The following is a 12185-nucleotide window of genomic DNA, read 5'->3' as shown; positions in this document are numbered from 1 at the left end:
CCTAGTTTCGCACCAGTGCCTCGGCGGCCGCGTCGTCGTGGAGTGACGTCCGGGTGGTCTCCCTGGCACTGACCACCGCGATCACCGTCAGCACGCACATCGCGACCACGTACAGCGAGACCGCCACCGTGCCGCCGGTGCCCTTGAACAGCGCCACCGCGACGATGGGCGCGATCGCGCCGGCCGCTATGGAGGACAGCTGTCCTCCCACGGAGAGTCCGGTATAGCGGACACGTGTCCTGAACTGCTCGGCGAAGAAGGCGGCCTGCGGGGCGTACATCGCCCCGTGCAGGACCAGACCGATCGTCACCGAAAGCACGATCAGGGCGGGCGACCGCGTGTTCAGCAGGGCGAAGAACCCGAAGGCCCAGCCCGCCATGCCGACCGCGCCGAGCAAGTACACCGGTTTGCGGCCGATCCGGTCGGACAGGGCGCCCCACATCGGGATCGTCACGAAATGCACGGCCGAGGCGATGAGCACCGCGTTGAGCCCGGTGGACTTGCTCAGCCCGAGCCCCGTGGTCACGTAGACCAGGATGAACGCGGTGACGACGTAGTAGGACACGTTCTCCGCCATCCGGGCGCCGATCGTGACCAGCACCTGCCGCCAGTTGTCGCGGAACACCTCGAGCACCGGGACGTGCTCGCGGTTCTCCGCCTTCTTCTGCGCGGCGAGGAAGACCGGCGACTCGGTGACCGTCAGCCGGATCCACAGCCCGATGATCACCAGCACCCCCGACAGCAGGAACGGGATGCGCCAGCCCCACGACGCGAAGGCGGCGTCGGACTGCACGGCCGCCAGGATCGCGAGCACCGCGGTGGCCAGCAGGTTCCCGCCCGGCGCGCCGCACTGGGGCCAGGAAGCCCAGAACCCGCGCCGCCGGTCGTCGCCGTGCTCGGACACGATGAGCACCGCGCCGCCCCATTCGCCGCCGAGCGCGAAGCCCTGGATCAGCCGCAGCAGGGTGAGCAGCACCGGTGCCGCCGCGCCGACCGTGGCGTAGGTCGGCAGGAAACCCATCGCCACGGTCGAGCCGCCCATCAGCAGCAGGCTGAGCACGAGCAGCTTCTTGCGGCCGACCTTGTCGCCGAAGTGCCCGAACACCAGCCCGCCCAGGGGCCGGGCGAGGAAGCCGATCGCATACGTAGCAAAGGAAAGCAGGGTTCCGGTCAGCGGGTCCTCGCCGGGGAAGAACAGTTTGTTGAACACGAGTGCTGCGGCGGACCCGTAGAGGAAGAAGTCATACCACTCGATGGTGGTGCCGATGAGGCTCGCGGCGACGACCTTCGCGATCGGCCGCCGCGCGTGGGGACTGGACAAGATCAACACTCCTTTGTGTCGCAGGGGTTTTCAGGCGGCGGTCCAGCCGCCGTCGAGGGGCAGGGACACGCCGGTGACATGGCGCGCGTGGTCCCCGGCGAGCCACCGGACGACATCGGCGACCTCGTCCGGGCCGATCAGGCGCTTGATCGCCGCGCGCTGCAGCAGCACCTGACCGACCACTTCGGACTCGGGCAGCCCGTGCACGGCGGCCTGGTCACGGATCTGGTCGCGGACCAGCGGGGTGTCGACGTAGCCGGGATTGACGCAGTTGCTGGTCACCCCGTGCGCGGCGCCCTCCAGCGCGGCCACTTTGGACAGTCCTTCGAGCGCGTGCTTCGCCGCCACGTAAGCGGATTTGAACGGGCTCGCGCGCAGGCCGTGCACGCTGGAGACGTTGACGATCCGCCCGTGGCCGCGCTCGTACATATGCGGCAGGACCTTGCGGATGAGCAGGAACGGTGCGGTAACCATGACCTGCTGCACGCGAGTGAAGACCTCGGGCGGGAACTCGGGCAGCGGCGCGACATGCTGGAAGCCCGCGTTGTTCACGAGGATGTCGATCTCGGCGGGCAGCGCGTCCACCGCGTCCGGGTCGGCGAGGTCGGTCGTATGCGCCCAGCCGCCGTACTCGGCGGCGACGCTTTCCACGGCCGCGCCGTCGATGTCCACGGCGTGCACCTTCGCGCCGGTGGCGGCGAGCGCGCGCACGCACGCACGGCCGATCCCGCCGCCGGCGCCGGTGACCAGGGCGATCCGCCCGTCGAGCCGGCTTTCGGAGGAACTCATAGCGACCGACGGTAAGCGGCGGTTCGCGCTGGGACCATGTGGCCGGCCACCACAGCCTGACCGCAGGATATGGCCTCCGGGTCCACCTCGTCGCTGGCGAGCGGCAGCGAACCCGCCCACGACGGGGCGTGACTGGATTTGGGACCAATTCTCTGACTAAAGTCAGGGAATGACGAGGATCGAGCAGGTCCGCCGGTTCAACCGGACCGTCACCCAGCGCATCGGGGCGCTCAACGACGCGTACCTGTCCCAGCGCCGGCCGCTCGGGCAGGCGCGTGTGCTGTGGGAGATCGGCCCGGACGGATGCGACGTGCGGGCGCTGCGGGCAAGGCTGGACGTCGACTCGGGGTATCTCAGCCGCCTGTTGCGCGCGCTGGAAAGCGACGGGCTCGTCGTGGTCGAGCGCAGCGGCGGCGACGGCCGCGTCCGCACCGCGCGGCTGACCGGCGACGGTCTCGCCGAGCGGGACAACCTCAACAGCCGCTCCGACGAACTGGCCACGTCGATCCTCGCCCCGCTCAGCGAAGCGCAGCGCGCCCGGCTGGTCACCGCGATGGCGGAGGTCGAGCGGCTGCTGGTCGCGTCGACGGTCGAGGTCGCGGTGACCGATCCGCGGAGCCCGGCGGCGCGGACGTGCCTGCGGGCGTACTTCGACGAGATCGGCGAACGCTTCGAAAACGGGTTCGAGCACGGGCGGTCACTGACCCCCGACGAGGCCGTGATGACCCCGCCCGCGGGCGCTTTCCTGGTCGCCACCCTGCACGGCGAACCCGTCGGCTGTGGCGGATTCTTGTTCCAGGACAACGATTCCGCGTATCTCAAGCGGATGTGGGTCGCCGGCACGGTCCGCGGCCTCGGGCTGGGGCGGCGGCTGCTCACGGAACTGGAGCGCCACGCCGTCGCGGGCGGCGCCCGCAGGGCACGGCTGGAGACCAATCGCGTGCTGAACGAGGCGATCGGGCTGTACCGGGCGGCGGGCTACCGCGAGGTCGAGCCGTTCAACGGGGAGCCGTACGCCCACCACTGGTTCGAGAAGGAGCTGGCCACTCCGCGCACGTGAGGATTTCCGCTCCCCTGCTGGGAAAGACGGTCTCGACGAGGAGTCCGTGCACCTTGGGATCCGGGTCGGCGCACCCGTCGCGGAGCACGGTCAGCTCGTAGCCCCGGTCCGACGCGTCGTACAGTGTGGCCGCGACCATGGCGCTCGTCGCGAGGCCGGTGAGCGCGAGCGAGCCCACCCCGTTGGCGCGGAGCACCAGGTCGAGATCCGTGCCCGCGAACGCGCTCGTGCGCCGTTTGAGCACGACGACGTCCCCTTCGGCGACCTCCAGCGCGATCTCCGTGCCTGGCGAGCCCTCGTGGAAGATGCCGCCGGGCTGGTCGAACGCGGGCTGGGAGACGGGGGTCAGGTCCGCCCCGTTGGACCGCAGCGCGGTGTGCACGAACACCACGAGCACCCCGGCCGCGCGGGCCCGGGGCAGCAGGCCGGTCAGCGGCGGCACCAGCGTCCGCGCGAACGGGTAGTTCTCCAGGATCCCGGCCTGAAGCTCGCCGACGATCAACGCGTTTCTCATCGTGCGAGCTTCTCCACCCGGCGGCCGACCGTCAACACACCTCGAGCCCGCCGGTCAGCGACGCCACCAGCGACGCCGCTTCGCCGGTTCCGGCGCCGGTTCGGGAGCCGGCGGCCTCCGCCGCGATTCCCGCCACCGCGCCACCACCTCGTCGGCGTCGACCGGCGCCACCGGGACATGCGGACCCGACGGGGCGCGGAGCCACTCGGCGATCCGCCGGTTCAGTTCGCTGACCGCCTCACGCACCAGGCGTTCGGCAGGCAGCGCGCGAACCTTGTCCGGCAGCTCGCCGATCTCCTTGCGCAGCCTTATCGACTCCGGCAACATCGCGTCCGCCGAGAGCCCTTCCGTGGCCATCTTCTGCCGGACCCACCACAGCTCGTCGTACGGCTTGTGCAGCCCTGGCAAGGGTTTTCCTGCTCCCGGCAGGTTGTCGAACTCGCCTCGCTCCTGCGCCTCACGGATCTGCTTGTCGACCCACGACTCGAAGCTGACCCCGGCCGGCTTCCGTTCGGTCATTGTTCAATTATGCCTGCTACGTCTCCGGCGACGGCCGCCCGCGCCTGACGGCCCGGAGCACGGTGTCCTCACCCGGCTGACCGTGCACGATCCGCGGGCGTTCCTCGGCCACCTCGATGGCCCATCCCTCGCCGAGTGACGCCCCGATCACCTTGGCGGTGAAGAACATTTCCGGCGGATGGTGCTCGTGATGGCGCATGGCGGGCCCGGCGTGGCCGACGATCAGCAGTGTCCCGCCAGGCGCGACGGCGTCCGCGAGCCGGGCGAACGCGGCCGCCCTGTCTTCGGGCGGCAACTGCAGGAAATGCCCGGTCACCAGGTTGAACCGCTTCGGCGGCGTCCACGAGGTGAGATCCGCGTGCACCCATTCGACCTGGACCCCGGCGGCTTCGGCATGCTCTGCCGCCCGCTTCAGCGCGATGGTCGCGAAGTCCGCACCCGTCACCGTCCAGCCGCGCGCCGCGAGCCACAGCGCGTCACCGCCTTCACCGCAGCCCGCGTCGAGCGCGGTGCCGGGCGGCAGATCCGCGACCTCCGCGACAAGCTGCGCGTTCGGCTGCCCGCTCCACAACTCCGTGCTGCGGTACCGCTCTTCCCAGGACTTCTCGTCGTACATCACGCCTCCACCCCGTGCCTGCGGTCACCGAGAACCCGTTCGGCCACCGCGCGCTCGGCGGGCGCGGTGAACCCGGTCTCGCGGGCGTCCTCGCCGAGCAGGTCCGCGTTGATCGCCGCGCCGGCGGTCATCCCGCTGCCGGCCGCGACGATCACCTGCGCCATCAGGTTCGCGACGTTCCCGGCCACCCACACCCCGGGCACCGCGGTCGCGCCGGCCGGGTCGGCCGCGACATAGCGGCCCAGGACTTGCCCGCCCATCTCCAGTTCCGTGGTCTCCAGGCCCAGGGACACCAGCACGTCGGCCCGCGCGGTGAACTTCGGCTCGACGACGACCGCCGCGCGGGGCACGACCTCGCCCGAGGCCAGCAGCACGCCGGTCAGCCGGTCGCCGGTCACGTCCAGCCCGGCGACCTCGCCTTCGACGATCCGGATCCCGCGTGCTGCGAACTGTGCCCGCTCCTCCTCGCTCGGCTCGGGAGCGGTGTGGCGGAACAGGATCACGTCCTCGGTCCACTGCCGCCACAGCAGCGCCGCATGCGCCGCCATCGGTCCCGTACCGAGGATCCCGACGGGCCGGTCACGCACCTCCCAGCCGTGGCAGTACGGGCAGTGCAGCACCTCCCGCCCCCAGCGCTCGGCAACGCCGGGCAGGTCGGGTAGCTCGTCGACGAGACCGGTGGTGACCAGCAACCGCCGCGCCCGCACCTCCCGCCCGTCGGCGAGGGTCACCAGGAAACCGCCGCTGTCGAGGGGTTTCGCCGAGGTCACCGTGCCGTCCGCGAACTCGCCGCCGTAGCCGGCGACCTCCGCGCGCCCGGCCGCGACCAGTTCGAGCGGCGGGGTGCCTTCGCGGCCGAGGTAGTTGTGCACTCCCTCGGCCGGTGCGTTGCGCGGCGAGCCCGCGTCGATCACCAGAACCGATCTCCGCGCCCGCGAAAGGGCCAGCGCTCCCGAGAGCCCGGCCGCGCCCCCGCCCACGACGACCACGTCGTATTTCGCCTTCACCTTGCGTGCCTCCCGTCAGTCCGCCTGCTCTGCGGCCGACTATCCGCACGCTCAATGAATCTGACAAACAAGTTTGCTGTTTTCGCAAAGACTCACAGGTGCCGGTGCAGCCGCCGCAGCGCGAGCGCCACCTGCAGTGGCCGCCGCCCGCAGGCTCGCCGCGCCCGCGACGGTGACGAGCGTCGTGAGCACCCACGGCCCGGCAGTGGCCGCCCGTTCCAGCGCCCGCACGTCGGGCACCGGTTCGGTGTCCGGCCCGACCGCCGCGGCCAGCATGGCCAGCCCGCCCAGCTCGTCGGCGTGCACGACACGCGGCCCCGGATCCTATTCGGTGCCCTCGGCCGCGAACCGCAACGCGGTCTTCGCCGCCGCCCACGACTCCGGCAGGCCGAGGACCTCCACCGCCGGGCCCACGCCGAGCCGCCCCCTCGACGGCAGCGCCTCGGCGTACCGCCGCACCATGGCTCCCCCGTCTTGCCGCGCCACGGCCCGCAAACCGTTACCCGGCAAGCCCATCCGCCGCGCCGCGTGCAGCCGGGACTCGGTCGGCTCGTCCGCGTCGCCGGATCGTGCCCGGCCAGGCCACGCGTCCGGTCCAGCACCCCGCGCGCGGCCGCGGCGGCCAGCCCGCCACCAGCCCTGCTTCCGGCGACCACCACCCTGTCCACGTCGGCACCGAGTTCGTCCGCGTGCTCGACCGTCCACACCAGACCCGCGTAACAGTCCTCGACCGGTGCGGGATGGGGGTTTTCCGGTGCGAGCCGGTAGTCCACCGACACCACGGCGAGCTCGAGCTCCGCGGCCCATTCGACCGCCTCGGTGATCCCGGGGCCCAGATGATCGCCGAGGATCATGCCGGCGCCGTGGATGAAGTACACCAGCCCGGTCGGGAGCACCGCGGCGGTGGGGCGGCAGATCAGCAGCGTCACGTCCGGCGCGCCGGGACGGCCTGCTCCTCGATCTCGAACCGCCCGCCTATCCGCAGCTCTGCCGGATCGACCCGCATTTCGGCGGCACCCGCCCGGCGCTCGCCGATCATGTCCGCGGTGAAGCTCGCCGGGATCCGCTGCCGCAGTACGGTCAGCGCGGCCGCCAGTTCGGGATCGAACGGGGGCGGCGAGCCCAGCTGCTCGTCGCTGGGAACGGTGCTCGTCATCGGGCCTCTCCCCTCGTCCGGGGCCACCGCGGCGTGGCCGAATAGCCGCTATTCTCGCCCGATCGCGGCGCGCCAGGCGGCGGGAGTCACCCGCCGGGTGGCGGCCGGTGCTTGCGCGAGGCTGCGGCGCCGGGTACCGTTCACGGCGTCTGCTTCTCGTGGTCGCGGGACTCTCCCCCACGAGGACCTTCCCGGAATTCTTCGTAATTCCTCGTGCCGTTCGCGGCTCTTCACTCATTTTCCCAGAAAGACAAACGCATATGACCAACTCCGATCAGTCCTCTGTGGACATCACTGGAATCCTCGACGTCACGGGCACCAGCGCCCGGATCCGCGCCGAGGGCTACGTGCCCGGGCCGGGCGACGTTCCGGTTCCCTGGAAGCAAGTGCGCGCGCTCGATCTGCGCCGCGGGGACACCGTCACGATGCGCGGCCACGAGGTCGCCGCCGTGAACGGGCAGCGCCCGAACTACCCGAGGCCCGCGTTCGCCGACCTCATTCCCTTGTACCCCAACGAAAGGTTGCGCCTGGAAACAGAGCCACACCAGCTGACGGCCCGGGTGACGGATCTCGTCATGCCGGTCGGCAAGGGGCAGCGCGCGCTGGTCGTCGCGCCGCCTAAGGCCGGCAAAACCTCCGTGCTGCAGGCGATCGCGCACGGGATCAGCAAGAACCACGCCGAATGCCACCTGATGCTCGTCCTGGTCGGCGAGCGTCCCGAGGAGGTGACCGACCTGGCGCGCGCGGTGCCCGGCGAGGTCGTCGCGGCCACCTTCGACCGCCCGCCCCGCGAGCACATCGCGCTCGCCGAACTGGCCATCGAACGCGCCAAGCGGCTTGTCGAAATGGGGCGGGACGTGGTGGTGCTGCTCGATTCGCTGACGCGGCTGGGCCGCGCGTACAACCTCGCCGCGCCCGCGACCGGCCGGATCCTGTCCGGCGGCGTCGATTCGACCGCGCTGATCCCGCCCAAACGATTCCTCGGCGCCGCCCGCAACATCGAGGACGGCGGCTCGCTCACGATCTTCGCGACGGCACTGGTCGAGACCGGCTCGGTCGGTGACACGGTGATCTTCGAGGAATACAAGGGAACCAGCAACGCCGAACTGCGTCTCGATCGGGCGATCGCGGCCCGGCGGACGTATCCGGCCGTCGACATCCGGAAATCGGGCACCCGCAAGGAGGAGCTGCTGCTGAGCCCGGCCGAGCTGGCGGCGACGCGGGGCCTGCGCCGCGCCCTCGACAACCGGGAAGGCCCGCAGGCGATCGACGTCCTGCTCGACGGCCTTCGCCGCACCCAGACCAACGCCGAGTTCCTCGGCCAGCTAGCCACGAAATGAGCGCCGTGCCAAGGTTGGGGCATGCCCCGGCTCGGTATCCGCATCTCCCACGACGTACCCGCCGCCCGCCTGGTCGATCTCGCCCGCCGTGCCGAGCGGGCCGGGCTCGATGAGGTGTGGGTGGTCGAGGACTGCTCTCTACGCCGGTGTCCGCGGGCCGAAATCCCTTGCCGTGGGCGGAAAGCACGCCGACGGGACACTGCTCGCCGAGCCCGCGGCGGCCGAGTATGTCGGCGCCACACGGGAAATCGTCGGGCCGGAACACGCGATCGCCGCCTACAACTGGTTCCCCCTCGACCGGGACTCGCAGCGAGCCGTTCGAACAGCAGGTGCAGCTGCCGCGGCGAGATGTAGTGCGCGGCCGCGATCCGCACCGGGCCCAGCGCGGGATCGCCGAGGTTTTCCTCGATATAGGCCTGAATCTCCCCGAGCAGCACCTCGCGGCGCCCGGGCAGCCGGTGCCCGAGGTCGGTCCGCAACATGGTCACCACGAGGTCCATCACGTTCCGCACCGCGGCCCGCCCGTACCCGCCGAGCGACTCCAGGTTCCGGTTGAGGCTGATCGGCATGCCCCAGACCGCGGCCGGCTGCCCCGGTTCGCCGGATTCGCCCCGCAGGTCGTCGAGTTCCTGAACGCCGCGGGCGCGCGGGCGCGCCAGCTGCATCTGCCGACTACGGCGTCACCGGCAACGGCCACGGGCTGACCTTCGAAACCAACTCGGACGAGACCGTGAAACCCGTCATCGACTGGATCCTCGAGGAGACGTCGTGAGCGAACTGCACATCAGCGACGAGTTCGACAGCGTCCTCGCCCGGCTGGACGAGATCACCCCGGTGCTGCGTGAGGACGCCGAAAAGGGCGAGGAACTGGGCCGGCTCACCGACGCCGTCGTCGATGCCCTGTCCGGAAGCGGCGTGTTCAAGGTCGGCCTCCCGCACGAGCTGGGCGGGTACGAGTTCTCACCGCGCCAGATCGTCGAGACGATCGCGAAGATCAGCTACGCGGACGCGCCGGCGGGCTGGTCGGTCATGGCGGTGCAACTGGTCAGCGGCACCACGGCCGCCTACCTGGGACCCGAGGGAGTGGCGGAGCTGTACCCCGACGTCCCGGGCGGGCGGTACCCGCTGATCGCCGGCCAGGGCACGCGCATGGGCACGGCGGTGCCGGCCGAGGGCGGCTACCGGATCAGCGGGCAGTGGGGCTTCGCCTCCGGGATCTCGATGGCCAGCCATATCCACACCGCCGCGTTCTGCGAGGAGACCGGGCAGGCACTGGTGTTCACGCTGCCCAAGGAACAGGCGACGCTGCAGGGCAACTGGGACGTGCTGGGTCTGCGGGCCACCGGCAGCATCGACTACCGGTGCGACGACGTGTTCGTCCCGTCCACCCACGTGTACGAAGTGTCCACAATGGAGGCCAAACACGGCGGGGCGATCTACCGGCTCGGCCTGGCGAACATGGCCGGCATGTGCCATACGGGCTGGGCGCTCGGCGTCGGGCGGCGGCTGCTCGACGAGCTGAAGGTACTGGTATCCAAGAAGACCGGCACACCGGGCGCCACAGTGGACACCGGGCAGTTCTACGCCGAGTACGCCCACGCCGAGCCGAAGCTGCGCGCCGCGGCCGCGTGGTCGATGGAAGTGTGGGCGGGCAACCAGGAAACCCTCGACCGCGGAGGGCTCCTGTCGACGGAGGAGGAAACGCTCAGCCGCCTCGCGCTCAACCACACCACCTGGTCGGTCCAGTCCGTCGGCGAGACGGCGTACAAATGGGGCGGCACGGCGGCGTTGCGCCGCGGCGATCTGCAGCGGTTCTTCCGGGACCTCAACGCCGGCACCCAGCACGTCACGTCCGGGCCGTTCGCGCTGCAGAACTGCGGCAAGTGGCTCGCCGGGCTCGCGCCGGGTGCTCGCTGGGTCTTCCTCAATCTGCAGGAGTAGCCGCGTTGGACGGCTGAAGGTTCTCCACCTGCACCGGTTCCACCCCGCCGGGAGCCGGGAAACCGAGGATCTGGCTGTAGAAGCTCAGCTCCGCCTCCAGCGCGCGGCGGATGTTCTCCGCGCGCCGGAACCCGTGTTGCTCACCGGCGAACAGCAGGTACGCCACCGGGAGTTCCCGTGCGCGCAGGGCTTCGACGATCAGCTCCGACTGGTTGGGCGGCACCACCGGATCGTCCGCGCCCTGCAGCACCAGCAGCGGCCGTGTGAACCGGTCCGCGCGGTGGATCGGTGAGCGCTCCACATACGTCGCCCGCTCTTCGGGGTACGGGCCGACCAGCCGGTCCAGATAGCGGCTTTCGAACTTGTGCGTGTCACCGGCCAGCACCTCCAGGTCGGCCACCCCGAACAGGTCCGTGCCGCCCGCGAACGGCGTGTCCTCCCGCGCGAGCGCGGCGAGCGTCGTGTAGCCGCCGGCGGAACCGCCGCGGATCAACAGCTTCTCGCCGTCCACCCGGCCCTGTCCGGCGAGCCACCGCGCCACCGAGACGCAGTCGTCGACATCGACCACGCCCCAGGCGCCCAGCAACTGCTCGCGGTACGCGCGGCCGAATCCGGTGGAGCCGCCGTAGTTCACGTCGACGACAGCGAACCCTCGGCTGGTCCAGAACTGCACGGCGAGCGACAGCACCGGCACCGCGTTCGACGTGGGCCCGCCGTGGATCATCACGATCAGCGGCGGGCGCGTGCCCTCCGGAGCGGTGAACTCCGGGTTCGCGGGCGGGTAGAACAGGGCGTGCGCGGTCCGGCCGGCCGAGGGGAACGAGATCGCTTCCGGCACGGAAATCCAGGCCGGGTCCAGGTTCAGTTCGCGCGGCCGGCAAAGCGTGCGCACGGCGCCGGAAGCGGAGACCAGGTGCACGGCCGGTTCCTCGGTGGGTGAGCCCGCGACCACGACGAATCCGTCCGGCCCGGCCTCGCATACCGCGTCGATCGCGGAGAACGGCACCGCCAGGTCGGTCACCTTGCCGTCCTCCGCGACCGCGAGCCCGTCGTACCCCTGCGACCATCGCGCGAACACGATCCGCCCGTCGGGCAGGGTCGCGTAGCGCCGGCCGCCCAGCCGCCAGCCCGGCACCCCGATCTCGGCGTCCAGCACGATCACCGGTTCGACCCCGGCGGGCGACCAGCGGTAGAGGTTCCACCAGCCGGTGCGGTCGGACAGGAAGAAAAGGCTGCCATCGGCCTGCCAGCGCGGTTCCGAGACCGACTCCCCCGCCCCGCCCGCGACTACCGTCTCCTCGCCCGTGTCGAGGTTCCGCACGGTGAGCACGGTGTCGTCCCACGGCATCGACGGGTGGTTCCACGAGATCCACGCGAGCGACCGCCCGTCCGGTGAGAACCTCGGGCCGGCGACGAAATCGGGACCGGTGACGAGCACTTGGGGCTCGCCGGGCCGATCCGCGGGCAGGCGCACGATCTCGTTGCGGACACCATCGCCGTGGCGCTCCCGCACGGCGACGAGGAAGGCGCCGTCCGGGCTGACGTCTCCGTCGGCGAACCGGTCGGCCCGAGGCGCCGCGGGCTCGGGCGTGAGCGGTTCGGGCACGCCGGAAGCCACACGGTAGAGCCGCTGATCGCGCCAGTTCGCGAACCAGACGACGCCATCGCGGGCCCACCAGTCGCCGCCGCCGTACTCGTGCACGGCGGTGCGGGCGTCGAAGCCGTCCGGCAGGAGTTCGGTCGTCGTACCGTCCGCCTCGCGGCGGACGATCCGGTTGCGGCCGCCCTCGCCGGGGCGGCGCTCGGACCAGATGACGGTTTCCCGGTCGACCTGGACGTCGGAGATGCGCACGGCCGCGTCGACGACGAGGTCAGCGGTGACCGGAGTGGTCCAGGACCCGAATGCGGAGATCTGCACGGGC

Annotated in this window: 14 protein-coding genes and 1 pseudogene; 4 read left to right on the top strand and 11 right to left on the bottom strand. The window is 71.1% G+C overall.

Features of this window, described 5'->3' with window-relative positions:
- Position 1: 1 nt before the first annotated feature.
- Both FG385_RS08415 and FG385_RS08410 read right to left on the bottom strand, forming a co-directional pair.
- Positions 2 to 1321: an MFS transporter gene (locus tag FG385_RS08415; RefSeq protein WP_139096056.1), complete on the bottom strand. Its 1320-nt coding sequence runs from the start codon at positions 1319 to 1321 to the stop codon at positions 2 to 4.
- Positions 1322 to 1351: 30 nt separating this feature from the next.
- Positions 1352 to 2110 (bottom strand): 3-hydroxybutyrate dehydrogenase, encoded by a 759-nt coding sequence (locus FG385_RS08410; protein WP_139096055.1) that lies wholly within the window; start codon positions 2108 to 2110, stop codon positions 1352 to 1354.
- Between the two features lie 169 nt (positions 2111 to 2279).
- Between FG385_RS08410 and FG385_RS08405 the strand changes: the two genes are divergently transcribed.
- Entirely contained in the window at positions 2280 to 3170 is an 891-nt protein-coding gene (locus FG385_RS08405) for a bifunctional helix-turn-helix transcriptional regulator/GNAT family N-acetyltransferase (RefSeq protein ID WP_139096054.1), read from the top strand.
- Here the strand turns inward: FG385_RS08405 and FG385_RS08400 are convergent.
- From FG385_RS08400 to FG385_RS08375, 8 genes and pseudogenes are all read right to left on the bottom strand, one after another.
- Positions 3109 to 3684: a cysteine hydrolase family protein gene (locus FG385_RS08400; RefSeq protein WP_139096053.1), complete on the bottom strand. Its 576-nt coding sequence runs from the start codon at positions 3682 to 3684 to the stop codon at positions 3109 to 3111. The two genes, FG385_RS08405 and FG385_RS08400, sit on opposite strands and share 62 nt — an antisense overlap.
- A 54-nt stretch (positions 3685 to 3738) precedes the next feature.
- Positions 3739 to 4203, bottom strand: coding sequence for a DnaJ family domain-containing protein (locus FG385_RS08395; RefSeq protein WP_139096052.1), 465 nt, complete (start codon positions 4201 to 4203; stop codon positions 3739 to 3741).
- Between the two features lie 16 nt (positions 4204 to 4219).
- Positions 4220 to 4819, bottom strand: a complete 600-nt coding sequence (locus FG385_RS08390) for a class I SAM-dependent methyltransferase (RefSeq protein WP_139096051.1) — start codon at positions 4817 to 4819, stop codon at positions 4220 to 4222.
- Positions 4819 to 5826: an NAD(P)/FAD-dependent oxidoreductase gene (locus tag FG385_RS08385; protein ID WP_139096050.1), complete on the bottom strand. Its 1008-nt coding sequence runs from the start codon at positions 5824 to 5826 to the stop codon at positions 4819 to 4821. Before FG385_RS08385 ends, FG385_RS08390 begins: the two co-directional genes overlap by 1 nt.
- Before the next feature lie 51 nt (positions 5827 to 5877).
- Complete coding sequence (locus FG385_RS34725; protein ID WP_235022449.1) at positions 5878 to 6132, bottom strand: hypothetical protein; 255 nt, start codon at positions 6130 to 6132, stop codon at positions 5878 to 5880.
- A gap of 18 nt (positions 6133 to 6150) precedes the next feature.
- Entirely contained in the window at positions 6151 to 6312 is a 162-nt protein-coding gene (locus tag FG385_RS34720) for a hypothetical protein (protein ID WP_235022448.1), read from the bottom strand.
- Between the two features lie 116 nt (positions 6313 to 6428).
- Positions 6429 to 6755: pseudogene (locus FG385_RS35575) on the bottom strand (alpha/beta hydrolase); the annotation flags it as partial.
- Positions 6752 to 6982 carry a hypothetical protein gene (locus tag FG385_RS08375; protein WP_139096049.1) on the bottom strand — a complete coding sequence of 77 codons (231 nt, stop codon included), beginning with the start codon at positions 6980 to 6982 and terminating at the stop codon, positions 6752 to 6754. The gene FG385_RS08375 and the pseudogene FG385_RS35575, both read right to left, overlap by 4 nt.
- Positions 6983 to 7242: 260 nt before the next feature.
- Between FG385_RS08375 and FG385_RS08370 the strand changes: the two genes are divergently transcribed.
- The 3 genes from FG385_RS08370 to FG385_RS08360 all read left to right on the top strand — a co-directional run bounded on the left by FG385_RS08370 (position 7243) and on the right by FG385_RS08360 (position 10263).
- Complete coding sequence (locus FG385_RS08370) at positions 7243 to 8322, top strand: transcription termination factor Rho, short form (protein WP_139096048.1); 1080 nt, start codon at positions 7243 to 7245, stop codon at positions 8320 to 8322.
- A 353-nt stretch (positions 8323 to 8675) separates the two neighbouring features.
- On the top strand, positions 8676 to 9026 hold the full coding sequence (locus FG385_RS33810; RefSeq protein WP_160148746.1) for a hypothetical protein: 351 nt from the start codon (positions 8676 to 8678) through the stop codon (positions 9024 to 9026).
- 64 nt (positions 9027 to 9090) lie between these two features.
- Positions 9091 to 10263 carry an acyl-CoA dehydrogenase family protein gene (locus FG385_RS08360; protein ID WP_139096047.1) on the top strand — a complete coding sequence of 391 codons (1173 nt, stop codon included), beginning with the start codon at positions 9091 to 9093 and terminating at the stop codon, positions 10261 to 10263.
- Here FG385_RS08360 and FG385_RS08355 read toward each other — a convergent pair.
- The gene (locus FG385_RS08355; protein ID WP_139096046.1) at positions 10247 to 12181 is read right to left on the bottom strand and encodes a S9 family peptidase; all 1935 of its coding nucleotides are present in this window, start codon (positions 12179 to 12181) and stop codon (positions 10247 to 10249) included. The genes FG385_RS08360 and FG385_RS08355 overlap by 17 nt on opposite strands.
- Positions 12182 to 12185 lie beyond the last annotated feature (4 nt).

Origin of the sequence: Amycolatopsis alkalitolerans (assembly GCF_006152065.1) — a bacterium.
Taxonomy (GTDB): domain Bacteria; phylum Actinomycetota; class Actinomycetes; order Mycobacteriales; family Pseudonocardiaceae; genus Amycolatopsis_E; species Amycolatopsis_E alkalitolerans.
This window is presented reverse-complemented; position numbering and strand designations above follow the sequence as displayed.